This is a genomic window from Paenibacillus sp. XY044, from assembly GCF_002257645.1.
Lineage (GTDB): Bacteria > Bacillota > Bacilli > Paenibacillales > Paenibacillaceae > Paenibacillus_AQ.
On the sequence record NZ_NQMO01000001.1, the window covers coordinates 186,836 to 203,815 of the forward strand.

Sequence of the window (16,980 nt, forward strand, 5' to 3'; positions counted from 1 at the left end):
AGCCTCCTTTCATAAACCTACTGCAGTGTCTTGCGCCGCAGGGTGTCAATGATGACCTGATGCGCGGCTCCACCTCGGTCTTCCCAGCGGTTGCTCCGCGCATATTCGATCCGTGCCTGCCGCTTCTCCGGGGAGTCTGGCTCAGCCAGCATCCGGCCCAGTTTGGCGATAAAATCGTCATGCGTCGTCGCCGTGGTGACATGGGGCTCCATATGAATGCATTCCGGAAGCGCCGTCGACAGTACAGGCACACCGGACGCCATGTATTCATAAGCTTTTACAGGATTGGTTGCCAGGGTAATGGGGTGATACTGAAACGGGATTAAAGCGACGTCGACATGCTTAAGGTATTTTTTGAGCTCGGTGTGAGGCTTCTCGCCCAGCACATGAACGTTCGGAAGCCGCGCGTAATCAGGGATATCGCCGTAGGCGGCACCGATGGACACGAAATGCACGTCCGGATAGCGCGACGCCATTTTCGCGAACAGATCGTGGTCGAGCCAGTAGGCCCACGCGCCGATATAGGCGGCGACTTTCCCCTGCGGAAGGTCATGGGGGCGTTCCGATAGGCCGGGATCAAAAAAGGAAGCATCGGCTCCGTTCGGGATCAGCGTAACCGGTTTATCAGGATAGGCCAGTTGCAGGCGCGTGCGAATGGTTTCAGCCGTGCAGACCAAATGATCGGAAGCGTCCACCATCTTCACTTCATACTTGGCCCAGTGCGGAAACTCATCGCAGCAGTCGTAAATGATGGCATTCGGGCGGTAGAGGGAAGTCAGGCGGGTGCGCTGCTTGGCCCAAGTGGTCCAGCCCACGACCGGGTGACTCTCGCGAAGCTTCTTCAGCTTCTTCATAAATGCGTGATGGTCGGTGAACAAGAACACGTTCGGTTCCACTTCTATGAATTCACGGTCCAGCGGCGCCAGGTTTTCAAAGAATACGAGGTGACCCCTGGCTCCGAGCTGCGTCATGAGCTGCTGCGGCCGCTGCTTCATGTACTTCCAGTTCATCGTTTTCGGATAAATGATCATTGCCAAAGATTACATACCTCCTTTCAACCAGTCGCTTACAATATATGCTTTGATAGCTTTATAGAATTGGATGAAAGGACTAAGTGCAGCCGAAATGGGAAAAGAGCCTGGCCGTCATGGATAGGATGTCAGTCATATGTGAGCCTCGCTTTCCTGGATGAGCCCTGGGGAAACTGGAAATGCGGGCGGCTTGGAGGTTATAATGGTGAAAATAATAGGAAAGATGAAAGGGTTGTTTATGGCTAATACACACACTTACACCCGCAAGGAAGAAGTGGCGAACGCCATTACCCACGGCATCGGGGCGCTGCTCAGCATTGCCGCATTGGTGCTGCTGATCGTGTTTTCCTCCATGAAGGGAACGGCATGGCACATCGTCAGCTTTTCGATCTACGGGGCGACGATGCTGATTCTGTACATCAACTCCACCTTGGTTCACAGCTTCAAGGAAGGTAAGGTCAAGGATTTATTCGAAATTTTTGACCATTCCTCGATTTACTTGTTCATTGCCGGCTCGTATACGCCGTTTATGCTGGTTGCGATCCGGGGACCGCTTGGGTGGTCGCTGTTCGCAATCGTTTGGGGGATTGCGCTGCTCGGCTGCGTGTTTAAGGCGTTTTTTACGAAGCGTTTTCTGTTCATGTCTACGATTTTCTACATTATTATGGGGTGGCTGGTCGTGGTTGCTTGGGGGCCGCTGACGGCTGCCGTAGCTTCCGGAGGCATTTGGCTGCTGGCTGCCGGCGGGATTCTGTACACGCTGGGTACCATTTTTTACGTATGGCGGGGCTTTCCGTACCACCATGCGATCTGGCATTTGTTCGTGCTGGGCGGCAGTGTGATGCATTTCTTTGCAGTGCTGGTCTACCTGCTTCCATGGTCGTAAAGATAGAAATCAGAAAGATTTGAAGATGACAAGGATATTTGCTTGACATCTTTCTTTGTTTTCTGTATGATAAGGAACGTTAATGAACTGTAAAGTGTTTTTCCTTGACGAAGGGAGTGTCCCTCAGTGAGTCAGGAGAATCGGCTCGAGAAGACGAATCGAATCAATCTTTTGTTTGATTTCTACGAACAGCTGTTGACTGAGAAGCAGCAGACGTTCCTTAAATATTACTTTCATGACGATTTCTCCCTTGGGGAGATTGCAGCTGAGTTCGACATCAGCCGCCAGGCCGTTTATGAACACATCAAGCGGGCTGAGCAGGTGCTGGATATGTACGAGGAGAAGCTGGGGCTGCTGCAGAAGCATGAGCAGCGGAGCCGCGAGCTCGAACAACTTCGGGGCATTATGGAATCCAGCAGCATGTCTGAATCCGATAAAATGAAAATATATCATATCGTAAATCAATTGCAGCAATTGGAATAAAGCGTTAGAAGGAGGTGGCGGTTCATGGCATTTGAAGGATTGACCAGCCGACTGCAGAACGTGTTCAGCAAGCTGCGCGGCAAAGGCAAGGTATCCGAGGATGACGTTAACGAAGCGATGCGCGAGGTGCGTCTTGCGCTCCTGGAGGCCGACGTTAACTTTAAGGTAGTCAAGGATTTCGTCGCCAAGGTGAAAGAGAAGGCCATTGGTACCGAAGTGATGGAGAGCTTCACGCCGGGCATGGTCATCATTGACATCGTAAATAAAGAACTGACCGAACTGATGGGCGGAAGCCAAGCGAAGCTGGCGAAGGCGAACAAGCCTCCGACCGTCATTATGATGGTAGGTTTGCAAGGGGCCGGTAAGACGACGACCTCCGGCAAGCTGGCGAAGATGCTGCAGAAGCAGAACCACCGTCCGCTGATGGCGGCCGGCGATATCTACCGCCCTGCAGCGATCAAGCAGCTTCAGGTATTGGGTGACCAGATCGGCGTTCCGGTATTCACGCTCGGGGACAAGACAAGCCCGGTGGAAATCGCGAAGCAGGCTTATCAGCAAGCCAAAGATAACGGTAACGATTATCTGATCATCGATACGGCGGGCCGACTGCATATCGATGAGGAGCTGATGGAAGAGCTCCGCCAAATTCACAGCGAGGTTAAGCCGGATGAGGTGCTGCTGGTCGTGGACGCGATGACAGGCCAGGATGCCGTCAACGTTGCGGATCACTTCAACAAACAGTTGGACCTGACGGGCGTCGTGCTGACCAAGCTCGACGGCGATACCCGCGGTGGTGCCGCGCTTTCCGTTAAGGCCGTAACCGGCTGCCCGATCAAGTTTGCGGCGCTCGGCGAGAAGATCGATGCGCTGGAGCCTTTCCATCCGGAACGGATGGCTTCCCGGATCCTCGGCATGGGCGACATGCTCTCGCTGATCGAGAAAGCCCAGTCGAATATCGACACGGAGAAAGCCAAGGAAATGGAACGTAAAATGCGTAACGCCGAGTTTACGTTCGACGATTTCCTGGAGCAGATGGAGCAGGTGAAGAAGCTCGGCCCGATCGACCAGATCATGGACATGATCCCGGGGATGGGCAAGCTGAAGCAGACCAAGGATTTGAAGGTCGACGAGAAGCAGATGGGCCGCATTGAGGCCATCGTCTTCTCGATGACGAAGGCAGAGAAACAGAATCCGGATATCATCAATCACAACCGCCGTAAGCGGATTGCGACCGGCAGCGGCACATCGCTCGCTGAGGTTAACCGGCTGATCAAGCAGTTTGACGAGATGCGCCGGATGATGAAGCAGTTCTCGGATATGATGGGTCCGAAGGGTCCGAAGGGCAAGGCTTTAAAGCAGCTGAAAGGATTAGCCGGCAAAGGCGGCATGAAGTTTCCTTTCCGTTAATAACTGCATTTCAATATAGACAGCCGCCTCTCCACTATGGATGAAGGGGCTGTCCCCAAGACTTATTTTATTGAAGGAGGTGAATTTCGTGGCAGTACGTATTCGTCTGAAACGCATGGGTGCTCATAAAGCTCCTTTCTACCGTATCGTGGTATCGGATTCCCGTTCCCCACGTGACGGCCGTTTTATCGAAGAAATCGGTTACTACAATCCGGTCAACCAACCGGCTGACGTAAGAATCGATGAAGATAAAGCACTGGCGTGGCTGCAAAACGGTGCGCAAGCATCCGACACAGTCCGCAACCTGCTGAGCAAAGCAGGCGTGCTTAAGAAGTTCCATGAGCTCAAGCAGCAGAAATAATGACTGATCGTGAGGGTTATCTATGGAAGAATTAGTTGGTGTTATTGCTAAGGCTTTGGTGGATCATCCTGAAGAGGTGGCTGTGAAGACGGTAGAGAAGGATCACCTGATTGTCTATGAACTCACCGTGCATCCCGAGGATGTAGGGAAGGTCATCGGCAAGCAGGGCCGGATCGCCAAAGCGCTTCGAACAGTCGTAACTTCTGCAGCAGTCAAAATGGATAAACGCGTGACCGTGGATATCATATCTTAAAGATATACGAAAGGGGGTTAGGATGCATGTCCTAGCCCTTTTTCGTGCATGCTGAAGATTAAACAATAGATACGTGCAATACAAGCGCGCCGAAGCGCCATTCGCTAGGAGGAGAACATGCCGGATACACTTTATAAGGTTGGCAAAATCGTCAACACCCACGGCATCAGGGGCGAAATCAAAGTGCTGTCGTACACGGATTTCCCCGAGGTCCGTTTTGCCAAGGGCAGCGAGCTGATGGTCATTCCGGAGGACGGGGGCAAGCCGTTCGAAGTGACCGTCCTTTCCTCGCGCCTTCATAAAAATATGTACATCATTAAATTGGACGGTTACGACAATATTAACGATGTGGAGAAATTGAAAGGCAGCATGCTGAAGGTAAGCAAAGAACATCTCGTGGAGCTGCCGGAAGACGAGTATTACTTCCACGAAATTATCGGCTGTACCGTCGTGACTGATGAAGACAAGGAACTTGGGGTCGTGACCGAAATTTTAACGCCCGGTGCGAACGACGTATGGGTGGTCCAGCCGAAGGGCGGCAAGAGCATCCTCATCCCCGTCATTGATGATGTCGTCCTTGACGTAGACATTCCGAAGCAAAAAATACTCGTTCATATTATGGAAGGACTGCTGGACTAATGAGAGTGGATGTGCTGACCCTGTTCCCGGAAATGCTGGATGGGGTTTTCCGGACAAGCATTCTCGGCAAAGCCCAGGAGAAAGGAATCATCTCGCTCCATACCGTCAATTTCCGGGATTATTCCGGGAACAAGCACGGTACGGTCGACGATACGCCGTATGGCGGAGGCGGAGGAATGGTACTGAAGCCGGAGCCGATCTTCGCGGCTGTCGAGGATTTGCTGGAGAAAGCGGGGCATCAGGCCAAGCCAAGAGTCATCCTGATGTGTCCGCAAGGGGAAACCTTTTCGCAGAAAAAAGCGGAGGAACTCGCGAAGGAAGAGCATTTGATCTTCATTTGCGGCCATTACGAGGGATACGATGAGCGGATTCGCGAGCACCTCATCACCGATGAGCTGTCGATCGGCGACTATGTGCTGACCGGGGGCGAACTTCCGGCGGCGGTCGTGATCGATGCGGTCTCCCGGCTGCTGCCTGGCGTGCTGGGCAACGAAACGTCTGCCGTAACGGACTCTTTCAGCACCGGTCTGCTGGAGTACCCGCACTATACCCGCCCGGTGGAGTTCCGGGGCTGGAAAGTGCCGGACATGCTTCTGAGCGGGCATCACGCGAACATCGAGGCTTGGCGCCGGGAGCAGGCACTGCAGCGGACGCTCCAGCGGCGGCCGGATCTGCTGGATGAGGTGGAGCTGACCGACCAGGACCGCAAGACGCTGGAGAAGCTCCGCAGAATGAAGGATACCGATGCCGGACTTGAATAACCGAGCTGTAAAACCACGACCCCTGGGTTCTGCGAGGGAGTGGTTTTTTAGCGTCAGATGCGTTAGTCTGGATATAAGGTTGTTTAAGCATGAAGTTCATGAAACGCATGCCCATTGAAATGGATGATGACAGGAGGATACTATGGATTATAAAGCTTATTTTCAAACCCATCGCGATCAGCATTTGAACGAATTGAAGGAATGGTTGTCCATTCCGAGCATTTCCGCATTATCCGAGCATAAGCCGGACGTCAAACGTGCAGCGGAATGGCTGGCGGAGACGCTGAAAAAGGCGGGCCTTGAGAACGTCAAGATTCAAGAAACAAGCGGACATCCGATCGTCTATGCGGATCATCTGCATGCACCGGGCCAGCCGACGGTTCTCGTCTATGGGCACTATGACGTCCAGCCGGTAGACCCGCTGAACTTATGGGATACGCCTCCATTCGAGCCGGCGGAACGCGACGGCAAGCTGTACGCCAGAGGCGCAACGGACGACAAGGGGCAGATCTTTTTACATATTAAAGCGGTGGAAGCTATTCTGCAGCAGGAGAAGCAGCTTCCGGTCAACATCAAGTTTTGCGTAGAGGGCGAGGAGGAAGTCGGCAGCCCGAACCTTCCGAAATTTCTGGAAGAACAGCAGGAGCTGCTGAAAGCCGATGCGGTTCTGATCTCGGATACATCCCTGCTGGAAAAAGGAAAACCGGCGATCTGCACCGGGCTTCGCGGACTCTGCTCGCTGGAAGTTCGGATCAACACGGCCAATACGGATCTGCACTCCGGAAGCTACGGCGGCGGCGTGCCGAATGCGCTGCATGCAATGGTCAGCCTGCTCGATTCCCTGCATGATGCCAAGGGCCGCGTAGCTGTGGAAGGCTTCTATGAAAGTGTTCCGGGGCTTACGGAGGCAGACCATGCGGAGTTTGCGAAGCAGTCGGGTGATGAGAACAAGCTGAAGCGCGATCTTGGGCTTGACGAGCTGTACGGGGAAGAAGGATACACGTTTGCCGAGAGAACGGGCGCCCGCCCGACGCTTGAGCTGAACGGCGTCTATGGAGGGTTCCAGGGCGAAGGCAGCAAAACGGTCATTCCGAAGGAAGCCCATGCAAAGATCACGTGCCGTCTGGTGGGCCATCAGGACCCGCAGGACATTTTGGACAAAATCGAAAAGCATATCTACAGCCACGTACCGACAGGCGCCAAAGCTACCGTCATCCAGTACGAGAAGGGCAATGCGTTTACGATCGATCCGTCCACGCCGATTTTGCAAAAAGCGGCAGAAGCCTACGAGGAAGTATACGGCACGCGTCCCGTATTTACGAGAGACGGCGGCTCCATCCCGATCGTGGAGACGTTCTCCCGTGTGCTGGCGGCTCCGGTCGTATGCATGGGCTTTGGCCTTCCCGACGAAAACCTGCATGCGCCTAACGAGCACTTTAACTTGGAAAACTTCGATCTTGGCCTGCTGACCATCGTTGATTTCCTGAAAAGAGTATAATGATCTCCTGAAAAAAAGAGATCTGAAAAGGATCGTAAGGAACGAAATCGCTGGGTTCAGAGCATCTGCTCGGATCCGGCGATTTTTCTATTAGGCACAAACCTAAATATTCTGGATTGAAATTTTATAACACAATAAATATAATTATTATGTAGTAATATTTTATATTGAAACATTTGATTCCTTTGCTGAAACATCCTTATCCCGCAAAAAAAAGCAGCAGCGAAACGAGTCTGTCTTCCGTGAAGCACGTCGATGGACATGATTTTATCAGGACTCGTTTGCACTTACTATCCATTGTAGAAGGAGGAGTTATCATGAAGATCATTCCGATGGATGCCGAATGGCTTGACGCTATGTGTGATCTGTGGAACGGAGAACTGGGCGGTCATTTTCCGATGCGCGCGGAACTGATGAAGCAAAATACTTTTGAAGATATGAACGTGTATGGCCCCGCTTCCGGTCTGGCCGTTGACGGGGAGGGGAAGCTGCTTGGCTACGTGATCGCCAAGAAGTGGCAGGAGCCGGCACGCGAAATGCAGCTGGGTGATGGAGGCGGATGGATTCAGGCTATCGTCGTCCGCCACGACGTCCAGGGGCAGGGCATTGGCTCGGGGCTGCTCAGCCATGCAGAGAACGCCTTGCGCGAAGCGGGGGCGGTATCGGCCAGCATCGGGCGTGACCCGTGGCACTATTTTCCCGGGGTGCCGCTGGCACTGCCGGAGGTTAAGTCATGGTTTGCGCGCCGCGGGTACGAATACCTGTACGAGGTGTTCGACCTGGTGAACGAAACCTTGGGCGATGGCCTCAAACGGCCCGCATATCGGGACGGCGCCTTCTCGCGGCTGCTTACGCCGGGTGACCGCGAAGAGATGCTCCGTTTCTTCAAGCGATGCTTCCCGGGACGCTGGTATTACGAAGCGCAGTGCTACTGGGAACGGGGAGGGCAGGGACGTGAATTCGTCGGCCTGTTCATGGGAGATGAAATGATCGGCTTCTGCCGCGTGAATGACGGCGAATCTCCGCTGATTGCCCAGAATACTTACTGGGCGCCTCTGTTCGGTGAGCCGCTTGGCGGCATCGGACCGCTCGGCGTGGACGACCGGTTCCGCGGGAAGGGCTACGGGCTGGCGATCGTTCAGGACGGGGTCGCGGAGCTGACGGCCAGAGGGATGAAGCATCTGGTGATCGATTGGACGGAATATGTGGATTTTTATGCCAAACTTGGATTTCGGACGTGGAAAGGATATAATATCGGCAAAAAAGTACTGAAGTAGCTGACCCGAAGAGGAGGATGATGCATGAATCCGGCAAAAGCGATTTGGCGGTTCTTTTTTCCAAAGGAGCGGATCCTGATCTTCACATCTTTCAATGCAGACAGCTATACGAGGGCCAAGTCCAGACTGCTGAACGGAGGCATCCGCCATCGTTCGCGCATCGTGAGCCAGCCGACCGGCCGGGACACCTTTACTGGTAGGGGAATGACTCAATACGACCTGTACGTGGCCCAGGAGGATGAGTATACCGCTAGGCAGCTCCTGTAAAACCTCCTCTGATTGGAAGGGCTGCGCCGGCGTATCGACGTTCTTCGCCGCCTTGAGCGAAACCAGCCCCCGGCAAAGCGGCCGGGGGCTGGTTTGGGTTGCATATATGCGGCTATTCGTCCAGTTTGGCAATCGTGGTAAATACGTCGTACAGCTTCTGATCCGGGTGCTGGCGCTCGGTGTGCTTTTCCAAGAACTCCGTCAATTGATCAAAAAACGCTTTGGCATCCTCTTCCGTCAAATAGATCTCCGAGTGGAACAGGTTCCCGGCAGGCTCCTCCTGGTTCTGGGCCTTGAGAAACTTTCGCTTGCTCTCCTCATACAAATCCTCCAGCAGCTTTTGCGTTTCGGACCGGAAGATTTTCTGGGCCGCTTCATCAATGTCCTTGCTGCGCTTAATCCGCACGGATCCTTTGAAGGCCTGATAATATTTGGCCGTGATCCCGTTGATCTGCTTGGTGTTCACGAGGACGATCAGCCCGATGCTCTCGAGCTTCTTAGCGTGGTAATAGACTTTGGCCGGAACTTCGCCGAGCTTGTCGGCAACATCCTTGATCGTCATTGGCTGGTCGGCTTTCTGGAAGCAGCTTAATATTTTCAAACGGTATGGATCGGAATAAATCCGGATCTCCTCGATCGTGCTCAGTTCTTTGGTCTCCAATGTTGTGCACCTCTACATTTCCCGTATCTTGTTTTCCGGATCGTTTATTTCCATTATAAGCCGAGATGGCTCCCTAGCACAAAATGTTTCCTTCGCTCTAGATTTTCATAAACCCTTTCTGACCCCAGAGATAGGCCCCCGGAATGAGCATCAGCAGCCCAAATACCAGGTACAGCACATGGACCCCGACAAATGCTCCGGCCCAACCGGCAAGCAGGCTTCCGACGGGAATAGCACAGGTGCAGATCGTGTTCGACAGCGCCCCGACCCGGCCAAGCATCGCTTTCGGGGTGACTTCCATCATATAGGTGGACACCGGCGTGTTGATAAACGAAATGGCGAATCCCATGCCGAAGCAAAAGGCGGCCGCGGCATAGAGAGGATATTCCCGAAGGAGCGCGGGTACGTAGAGAAGGCTGTACGTGACCCCAAGCAGTAAAAATCCGAATACGATCAGACTGCTTTTGCGGTAAGCGGAGCCTTTCTGGCTGATCCACAGGCCGCTGATAATCATGCCGGTAATCAGGGCGATGCCGATCAAACTGAGGCCGTATGGGCCCGAGTGTAGTACTTCTTTGACATAAACGGGCTCAAGCACGTTTTTGGGCGTCAGGCACAGATTCACGAACGCGGCCGAAAGCATGGTCATCATCATCATTTTGTGGCCCTTAACGAACTTTAGGCCGGTTTTAAACTGGCTCCAGTAGGATGGCGTTTCATCCGCCTGAGAATGGCCTGCATCGTCATGTTGCTCTTGATCCCGGTCGATGCGGATCCAGACGTACATCAGAGCGGCCAGCAGGAAGGACAAAGCGTCGATCAGCATCGCTCCGGAAATGCCGAGCATGGCGATCAGGCCGCCGGCTGCAGCCAGCCCGGCAAGTTCAGCGGTGCGGGACGCGGACGAGGTCAGCGAATTGCCGCTGAGCAGCAGCTCTTTGGGCAGAATGCGGGGAACGAGGGACATCTCCGCCGGCGTAGAGAAGCATTCGAGCGTAGAGTTGATGAATGTAAAGATAAAAAGGTGCCACGGCTGCAAGTCTCCTATGAAATAGAGCAGCGCCGTAACGGTTACCGTTATACCCCGGCCGGCATTCGTCACGATTACGACCTTTTTCTTCGACCAGCGGTCGACCAGGACACCGGTAAACATGCTGAAAGCGATGCCTGGAACGAAGTTAATGGCGTACAGCGTTCCCATTAACAGCTCGGAGCCGGTAAGCAGGTAGACCATCCAGCTGTAGGCGATGGAATCCACGGAATCCCCGAATCTTGAAATGATCTTAGCGGTAATCAACAATAGATAATATCTCTGTTTGGCCAGCCTGCGTACACCTTGATTTTGCTGGATTAATACCGTTTCGCTCATGAAGGACATCTCCGTTCAGTTTTTATTAACGTTAAAATTATTTTAATGATAAATTTATTTTAACGTCTATTTCGATTTTGGCAAGAAGTTTTTTACAATTTGGGCAGTCTATTTTTCGGAGTGAAGTGATCGTTGTTTAGGAGAGCCATCCTGTGAGTCGTTTTTCAGTAGGGCGGCCAGCGCAAAAACTGAAAGATTTATAGTTGCAAAGGATGAAACAAATATGCTAAAATAAATGCTGTTGTGTGGAATACGGTGGTCCGCTGCGGATGATGAAGGAAAACAGAGGGTTTTCCGGAAGAGGCAAGAACACCTGTACGGAAGGAGGAGTCCTAAATGAACATCCTACAAGAGATTACCAAAGAACAGCTTCGCACCGATATCCCTAGCTTTCGTCCTGGCGACACTTTGAAAGTGCACGTTAAGGTTATCGAGGGATCCCGCGAGCGTATCCAGTTGTTCGAAGGTGTTGTGATTAAGCGTCGCGGTGGCGGCATCGCAGAGACTTTTACAGTGCGTAAAATCTCTTACGGTGTTGGTGTGGAAAGAACTTTCCCAATCAACTCGCCAAAAATCGAGAAAATCGAAGTGGCTCGTTACGGTAAAGTGCGTCGCGCCAAACTGTACTATCTTCGTGAACTGCGCGGTAAAGCAGCAAGAATTAAAGAAATTCGCCGTTAATCAGCGAACAACGTTAAAGGGCTTGATTTCAAGCCCTTTTCGTTTTAGGATTAAAAAGGCGTCAATAGACGAACGATCCAAAATGACAGACCGCGATAAGCGGAGGCTTTTCTGGCAATCACCGAATCGGCTTTTCGCTTCGCTGATCTAAAGAAAGCATACACGGCTCCGTAATGGGAGCTTTTCTTTTCGGCAAAACTAGGAGAGGGCGGTGGATATATGCAGCAGGACATTCAGAGCGATGCGGTGGAACTGAAGGAAGACGATCATAGACCACCTAAAAAAGGGAAGAATGAAGTCGTAGAATGGCTGAAAGCGATCATCATTGCCCTGATTTTGGTGGCACTGATCCGCTGGCTTCTCTTCAAACCGTTTATTGTGGACGGACCCTCCATGCAGCCAAACTTTCATACAGGCGAGCGGTTGATCGTCAATGAAATTCTGTACGACATCCGGGCTCCGCACCGTGGAGAGGTTATCGTGTTCCATGTTCCATCCGAAGGCAAGGATTTTATCAAGCGCGTGATCGCCGTCGCAGGCGATACCGTCAAAGTGGAAGGCGACACGGTTACAGTGAACGGCAAAAAAGTCAATGAAACCTACATACAGGGTGCCATCGATTCAAGCCATAAAGTGGGCCAGATGTATAATGACAAAGATTTTCCAAACAGCGCTTTTCCGGATGGCAAGGTTCCCGAAGGGCATGTGTTCGTGATGGGGGATAACCGCTCCGACAGTACGGACAGCCGGATGATCGGTTATGTGCCGCTCGGGGATATCGTCGGACGGGCAGATCTCATCTTCTGGCCGGTGAAGGACATCCATCTGATCAACCATTAATGGACATGGAATGAGGCTGTTTGCGGACAAGAGAATGAGGTGATGACGGTGACGATTCAATGGTTTCCAGGTCATATGACCAAAGCGCGCCGCCAAATACAGGATAAATTAAAGCTGATTGACGTCGTGATCGAGCTGATCGATTCGCGTCTTCCGCTGTCCAGCCGCAATCCGATGATTGACGAGATTTTGCAGGGGAAGCCCCGGCTGATCATTATGAACAAGGCGGATTTGGCAGACCCTTCGGTAACGAAGCAGTGGCAGGATTATTTTAAAGAGGAAGGCCATACGGCATTTCCGGTCGATGCGGCTACAGGCACGGGCGTGAAAGAGATTCCTGGACAGCTGAAGCTGCTCCTGAAGGAAAAGATCGACCGCCAAATCGCTAAGGGGATGAACCCGCGGGCGATCCGTGCGCTGATCGTCGGGATCCCGAACGTGGGCAAGTCGACGCTGATCAACCGGCTTGCCGGGCGCAGTATTGCTGCCACAGGGGACCGGCCGGGCGTGACGAAAGGCCAGCAGTGGATTAAGGTAGGCGGAGAAATCGAGCTCCTGGATACCCCGGGGATTTTATGGCCTAAATTCGAGGACGAGAACGTTGGCTACCGCCTGGCGGTAACCGGCGCGATCAAGGAAGAGATCCTGAACGCGGAGGATGTCGCCTTTTTTGCGGTCAAATACCTGGTTCAGTATTACTGGGACGCGTTCCGGGAGCGCTTCGAGATCGATGCGGACATGCCCCATAACTCGGACGACAGCGACGAAATCGTCGCCATCATGGAAGCGGTGGGGCGCAAGCGCGGCTGCTTGATGAGCGGCGGCCGGGTGGATCTCGAGAAAGCGTCGAAGACGCTGCTGCGGGAACTGCGCGCCGGCAAAATGGGCCGGTTCTCGATGGAGGCCCCTTACTAATCGGAAAAGAACGCCGGATGCGATCCAAGTGTCCAGCGTGTATCAAAGCGAGATGTACAGTATCATAGTGAACGAACAAGCCCAGTTCCGTTATAGGTACTGGGCTTTTTGTGTGTTGATTTATGGGAGAGGAAGGCCGCGCATATGAAAAAAAGAGTGATGGAAATCATGACGATCATCGCTGGGGCGTTTATTTTCGCGCTCGATATCAATTTATTTGTCATCCCCCACGACTTGGGCGAAGGCGGCGTTACCGGGATTACGATCATTCTCTACTATTTGTTTGCATGGTCGCCGGGATTGGTCAACTTGATTTTGAACGCCATCCTGCTGATCGTGGGTTATAAGTTTTTGGACAAAATGACGACGGTATACACCATCGTTGCCGTCGTGTTTAACTCCTTGTTCCTCCATCTGACCGAAAACTGGACACTGGCGTCGAACGAACCGATCGTCAATGCCATTTTTGGCGGCGTATTTGCCGGTGTCGGCATCGGGCTGATCGTCAGGGCCGGGGGTACGACCGCCGGCACGGTCATTTTGGCACGGATTGCGCATAAATATTGGGATTGGAACATCAGCTACGCCCTGCTGTTTTTTGATCTGATCGTCGCGTTCTCCTCCTACTTCATCATTGGCGCGGAAAGCCTGATGCTGACGATCATTATGCTGTTCGTCGGCACCAAGGTGATGGAATTCATCATCGAGGGCTTGAACCCGAAGAAGGCGGTGATGATCGTATCGGAGCAGCATGCTGAGATTGCAGAAAAGGTCAACCGGATCATGGACCGGGGAGTCACCGTGTTTAAAGGGTACGGCTATTACAGTAAGTCGGCCAAGGAAGTGCTGTATATCGTTATCAGCAAGCAGGAGGTGCCAGTCCTGAAAAAAATCGTCAAGGTGGCGGACAAGCAGGCGTTTATTACGATCCATGACGTTCGGGATGTATTTGGGGAAGGATTTATCGACATTTCGAAATAGTACAGCAATAGAGAATAGAGCATAGAAAAGCTCATGACCTTGGGTCATGGGCTTTTTTTTGCCGGGATCGATGAACGCAAGAGGGGCGGCCGCGCATGAAAATACAGCCTGGTGGCAAAATAGGTGAAAACGGTTAGAGGAGGAAAAATGTGAGAAGCTGGCGGATATTTTGGGCAATCGTGATGACGTTGATGCTGGCCGTGACTACGGCTTGCGGCGGAAATACGGGAACGAAACCGCAGGAGGGGCAAACCGGGGGCGCCCAGGCGGGTAAAAACCTGCTTGAGACCATCAAGGCGAACGGTAAGCTTCGCATTGGCACCGAAGGAACGTATGCACCTTTTACCTTTCATGATGATAAAGGAACGCTGACCGGCTTTGACGTCGACCTGGGCCGGGAAATTGCCAAAAGGCTCGGCGTGAAGCCGGAGTTTATTGAAACCAAATGGGATGGCATGATCGCCGGCCTGGACGCAAAGCGTTTCGATGTGGTGATGAACGAAGTATCCATTAATGCGGAACGGAAGGCCAAATACGACTTTTCGGACCCCTATATCGTCTCTAAAGCGGTCCTGATCGTGAAAGACAATAATCAGGACATTAAGAAGCTGGCTGACCTCAAGGGCAAAAAAGCCGGGCAGTCGCTGACAAGCAATCTGAACCAGATTGCCAAGGACAACGGTGCTACGATCGTTCAGATTGACGGCTTCAACCAAGCGATCGATTTGCTGCTGTCCGGGCGCATTGATGCCACAGTGAACGACAAACTGTCCTATCTCGACTTCAAAACGAGACGTCCCGACGCACCGATCAAGGTGGTGGATGAAACCGATACGGGCAGCACCAGCGCCGTGCTGATGAACAAAAACAACAATGAGCTGCGGGACGCCATCAACAAGGCGCTGGCCGACATGAAGAAAGATGGAACGTACCTCGACATTTCCCAAAAATACTTTGGTACGGACGTATCGAAATAAGCGACAGAAGGGGGCTAACCGATGAATGACAGAACCGCCCATCTCGTCGATATATTTATCGACTCCTTTGTGCCGCTGCTTATGGCGGGGATCAAGTTCACCATTCCCCTGACCATCATTTCCTTCATTCTCGGTTTCGTGCTGGCGTTCCTTACCGCGCTGGCCCGCCTGTCACGCTGGAGCATTCTCCAGCGGATCGCCTGGTTCTATGTATGGATCATCCGGGGGACTCCGCTGCTCGTCCAGCTGTTTATTATTTTCTACGGGCTTCCAAGCATCGGCGTCGTCATCGACGCATTCACCGCTGCGGTCATCGGGTTCTCGATCAGCGTCGGTGCTTACGGTTCCGAAATTATGCGTGCCGCGATCCAGTCCATCGCCAAGGGACAATGGGAGGCTGCGTATTCGGTCGGGATGACCCGTTCCCAGGCGCTGCGCCGGATTGTTTTGCCGCAGGCGGCAAGGGTATCGCTGCCACCGCTGGCCAACTCTTTTATCAGCCTGCTGAAGGATACGTCGCTGGCGGCGACGGTAACGCTGACGGAGCTGTTCCAAAAGGGGCAGCAAATTACGGCGGTTGTGTACGAACCTTTGCTGTTGTACTGCGAAGTTGCCTTGATCTACCTGATCTTCAGTACCGTCCTGTCGGTGCTTCAGCATCAACTCGAACACCGGTTTGACCGTTATGCCGCAAGATAGCGAAACGAGGGATGCAACTTGATTGAAGTCAACCATCTGAGATTAAGCTTTGGCAGCAACGAAGTGCTCAAGGGAATCGACCTGTCGATCGAAAAAGGTCAAGTGACCGTCATCATCGGGCCTTCCGGCTCGGGAAAAACGACGCTGCTCCGGTGCATCAACCTGCTGGAAATCCCGACGGAAGGCACGCTGCGGATCGGTGATTCCGCCTTGTCGTTCAGAGCGGGCTCCAAGCCGGGCAGGGGGGACATCCTGGCTTTCCGGCGGAAAACCGGCATGGTTTTCCAATCGTATAATCTGTTTCCCCATATGACGGCCCTGCAGAACGTAATGGAGGCGCAAGTCATCGTGCAGAAAAAGAGCAGAGCCGAGGCCAAGGCCAGGTCGCTTGAGCTTTTGGGCAAGGTAGGACTTGCCGGTAAAGCGGATTCCTATCCGCATCAATTGTCCGGGGGACAGCAGCAGCGGGTCGGTATTGCCCGGGCAATGGGCATCGGTCCGGAGCTGCTTTTATTCGATGAACCGACGTCCGCCCTGGACCCTGAGCTGGTCGGCGAAGTGTTGAAAGTCATTAAAGAGCTGGCTGTGGAAGGCATGACGATGGCTATCGTAACCCATGAGATGAAATTCGCGAGCCAGGTGGCGGACCGGATCGTGTTTATGGACGAAGGAACGATTATGGAGCAGGGAAGCCCGGATGAGGTGTTAAACCAGCCGGCGCAGGAGCGGACGAGACAGTTTTTATCCCTGCTGAGTGAGCCGGTTTAGGGAGCGATGGAAGTCCTTGAGATTGCGGGCAGTTCTGGAACGGGGAAGGCTTTCCGGATCGGGTGTTCCGGTGGCTGACAGTATCCTTTTCAGGTACTTTGATGTCAACAGGGGCCGAATTGCCTTTGTTAGGACACACGGCAGTTTGGGAGTAATGTCTGGGAGAATAATGAGAGCGTAAATAGCGGGAAAGAACGCAATAGCTGCATTGATGCAGCTATTTTTT

At 52.9% G+C, this 16,980-nt stretch carries 20 protein-coding genes; 17 read left to right on the forward strand and 3 right to left on the reverse strand.

Annotated features, from left to right (window positions below; translation table 11 throughout):
* Positions 1-17 precede the first annotated feature (17 nt).
* The gene (locus CJP46_RS00875; protein WP_256992236.1) at positions 18-1,031 is read right to left on the reverse strand and encodes a glycosyltransferase; all 1,014 of its coding nucleotides are present in this window, start codon (positions 1,029-1,031) and stop codon (positions 18-20) included.
* Between the two features lie 238 nt (positions 1,032-1,269).
* Between CJP46_RS00875 and trhA the strand changes: the two genes are divergently transcribed.
* From trhA to CJP46_RS00925, 10 genes are all read left to right on the forward strand, one after another.
* Positions 1,270-1,917 (forward strand): PAQR family membrane homeostasis protein TrhA, encoded by a 648-nt coding sequence (gene trhA, locus CJP46_RS00880; protein WP_094595005.1) that lies wholly within the window; start codon positions 1,270-1,272, stop codon positions 1,915-1,917.
* A gap of 126 nt (positions 1,918-2,043) precedes the next feature.
* Positions 2,044-2,400, forward strand: a complete 357-nt coding sequence (locus tag CJP46_RS00885) for a putative DNA-binding protein (RefSeq protein ID WP_094593734.1) — start codon at positions 2,044-2,046, stop codon at positions 2,398-2,400.
* A gap of 24 nt (positions 2,401-2,424) precedes the next feature.
* Positions 2,425-3,807 carry a signal recognition particle protein gene (gene ffh / locus CJP46_RS00890; RefSeq protein WP_094593735.1) on the forward strand — a complete coding sequence of 461 codons (1,383 nt, stop codon included), beginning with the start codon at positions 2,425-2,427 and terminating at the stop codon, positions 3,805-3,807.
* Positions 3,808-3,895: 88 nt separating this feature from the next.
* On the forward strand, positions 3,896-4,168 hold the full coding sequence (gene rpsP / locus CJP46_RS00895; protein WP_076168226.1) for a 30S ribosomal protein S16: 273 nt from the start codon (positions 3,896-3,898) through the stop codon (positions 4,166-4,168).
* Between the two features lie 22 nt (positions 4,169-4,190).
* Positions 4,191-4,421, forward strand: a complete 231-nt coding sequence (locus CJP46_RS00900) for a KH domain-containing protein (protein ID WP_076168224.1) — start codon at positions 4,191-4,193, stop codon at positions 4,419-4,421.
* Between the two features lie 117 nt (positions 4,422-4,538).
* Positions 4,539-5,060, forward strand: coding sequence for a ribosome maturation factor RimM (gene rimM / locus CJP46_RS00905; RefSeq protein ID WP_094593736.1), 522 nt, complete (start codon positions 4,539-4,541; stop codon positions 5,058-5,060).
* Positions 5,060-5,821, forward strand: a complete 762-nt coding sequence (gene trmD / locus CJP46_RS00910; protein ID WP_094593737.1) for a tRNA (guanosine(37)-N1)-methyltransferase TrmD — start codon at positions 5,060-5,062, stop codon at positions 5,819-5,821. Before rimM ends, trmD begins: the two co-directional genes overlap by 1 nt.
* 142 nt (positions 5,822-5,963) lie before the next feature.
* Entirely contained in the window at positions 5,964-7,319 is a 1,356-nt protein-coding gene (locus CJP46_RS00915) for a dipeptidase (protein WP_094593738.1), read from the forward strand.
* Between the two features lie 317 nt (positions 7,320-7,636).
* Entirely contained in the window at positions 7,637-8,596 is a 960-nt protein-coding gene (locus CJP46_RS00920) for a GNAT family N-acetyltransferase (protein ID WP_094593739.1), read from the forward strand.
* Between the two features lie 24 nt (positions 8,597-8,620).
* Positions 8,621-8,863 carry a hypothetical protein gene (locus CJP46_RS00925; RefSeq protein ID WP_094593740.1) on the forward strand — a complete coding sequence of 81 codons (243 nt, stop codon included), beginning with the start codon at positions 8,621-8,623 and terminating at the stop codon, positions 8,861-8,863.
* Between the two features lie 112 nt (positions 8,864-8,975).
* On the opposite strand, the gene CJP46_RS00930 is transcribed toward CJP46_RS00925, so the two are convergent.
* Positions 8,976-9,524 (reverse strand): helix-turn-helix domain-containing protein, encoded by a 549-nt coding sequence (locus tag CJP46_RS00930; RefSeq protein WP_094593741.1) that lies wholly within the window; start codon positions 9,522-9,524, stop codon positions 8,976-8,978.
* 97 nt (positions 9,525-9,621) lie between these two features.
* On the reverse strand, positions 9,622-10,893 hold the full coding sequence (locus tag CJP46_RS00935) for an MFS transporter (RefSeq protein WP_094593742.1): 1,272 nt from the start codon (positions 10,891-10,893) through the stop codon (positions 9,622-9,624).
* Between the two features lie 336 nt (positions 10,894-11,229).
* Here CJP46_RS00935 and rplS point away from each other — a divergent pair, with 336 nt between their 5' ends.
* From rplS to CJP46_RS00970, 7 genes are all read left to right on the forward strand, one after another.
* On the forward strand, positions 11,230-11,574 hold the full coding sequence (rplS, locus tag CJP46_RS00940; RefSeq protein ID WP_076168209.1) for a 50S ribosomal protein L19: 345 nt from the start codon (positions 11,230-11,232) through the stop codon (positions 11,572-11,574).
* 219 nt (positions 11,575-11,793) lie between these two features.
* Entirely contained in the window at positions 11,794-12,414 is a 621-nt protein-coding gene (gene lepB / locus CJP46_RS00945; RefSeq protein WP_094593743.1) for a signal peptidase I, read from the forward strand.
* 48 nt (positions 12,415-12,462) lie between these two features.
* On the forward strand, positions 12,463-13,329 hold the full coding sequence (ylqF, locus tag CJP46_RS00950; RefSeq protein ID WP_094595006.1) for a ribosome biogenesis GTPase YlqF: 867 nt from the start codon (positions 12,463-12,465) through the stop codon (positions 13,327-13,329).
* 144 nt (positions 13,330-13,473) lie between these two features.
* Positions 13,474-14,310, forward strand: coding sequence for a YitT family protein (locus tag CJP46_RS00955; protein ID WP_094593744.1), 837 nt, complete (start codon positions 13,474-13,476; stop codon positions 14,308-14,310).
* A gap of 182 nt (positions 14,311-14,492) precedes the next feature.
* Positions 14,493-15,287 carry an amino acid ABC transporter substrate-binding protein gene (locus tag CJP46_RS00960; protein WP_094595007.1) on the forward strand — a complete coding sequence of 265 codons (795 nt, stop codon included), beginning with the start codon at positions 14,493-14,495 and terminating at the stop codon, positions 15,285-15,287.
* Between the two features lie 21 nt (positions 15,288-15,308).
* Positions 15,309-15,986 carry an amino acid ABC transporter permease gene (locus CJP46_RS00965; protein ID WP_094593745.1) on the forward strand — a complete coding sequence of 226 codons (678 nt, stop codon included), beginning with the start codon at positions 15,309-15,311 and terminating at the stop codon, positions 15,984-15,986.
* A gap of 18 nt (positions 15,987-16,004) precedes the next feature.
* Entirely contained in the window at positions 16,005-16,754 is a 750-nt protein-coding gene (locus CJP46_RS00970) for an amino acid ABC transporter ATP-binding protein (RefSeq protein ID WP_094593746.1), read from the forward strand.
* The last annotated feature ends 226 nt before the right edge of the window (positions 16,755-16,980 follow it).

Coding starts and splice junctions, on each gene's coding strand:
- CJP46_RS00875 (WP_256992236.1), bottom strand. CDS start 1,031: ATGATCATTTATCCGAAAACGATGAACTGGAAGTACATGAAGCAGCGG.
- trhA (WP_094595005.1), top strand. CDS start 1,270: ATGGCTAATACACACACTTACACCCGCAAGGAAGAAGTGGCGAACGCC.
- ffh (WP_094593735.1), top strand. CDS start 2,425: ATGGCATTTGAAGGATTGACCAGCCGACTGCAGAACGTGTTCAGCAAG.
- CJP46_RS00900 (WP_076168224.1), top strand. CDS start 4,191: ATGGAAGAATTAGTTGGTGTTATTGCTAAGGCTTTGGTGGATCATCCT.
- rimM (WP_094593736.1), top strand. CDS start 4,539: ATGCCGGATACACTTTATAAGGTTGGCAAAATCGTCAACACCCACGGC.
- trmD (WP_094593737.1), top strand. CDS start 5,060: ATGAGAGTGGATGTGCTGACCCTGTTCCCGGAAATGCTGGATGGGGTT.
- CJP46_RS00915 (WP_094593738.1), top strand. CDS start 5,964: ATGGATTATAAAGCTTATTTTCAAACCCATCGCGATCAGCATTTGAAC.
- CJP46_RS00920 (WP_094593739.1), top strand. CDS start 7,637: ATGAAGATCATTCCGATGGATGCCGAATGGCTTGACGCTATGTGTGAT.
- CJP46_RS00925 (WP_094593740.1), top strand. CDS start 8,621: ATGAATCCGGCAAAAGCGATTTGGCGGTTCTTTTTTCCAAAGGAGCGG.
- CJP46_RS00935 (WP_094593742.1), bottom strand. CDS start 10,893: ATGAGCGAAACGGTATTAATCCAGCAAAATCAAGGTGTACGCAGGCTG.
- rplS (WP_076168209.1), top strand. CDS start 11,230: ATGAACATCCTACAAGAGATTACCAAAGAACAGCTTCGCACCGATATC.
- lepB (WP_094593743.1), top strand. CDS start 11,794: ATGCAGCAGGACATTCAGAGCGATGCGGTGGAACTGAAGGAAGACGAT.
- CJP46_RS00955 (WP_094593744.1), top strand. CDS start 13,474: ATGAAAAAAAGAGTGATGGAAATCATGACGATCATCGCTGGGGCGTTT.
- CJP46_RS00960 (WP_094595007.1), top strand. CDS start 14,493: ATGACGTTGATGCTGGCCGTGACTACGGCTTGCGGCGGAAATACGGGA.
- CJP46_RS00965 (WP_094593745.1), top strand. CDS start 15,309: ATGAATGACAGAACCGCCCATCTCGTCGATATATTTATCGACTCCTTT.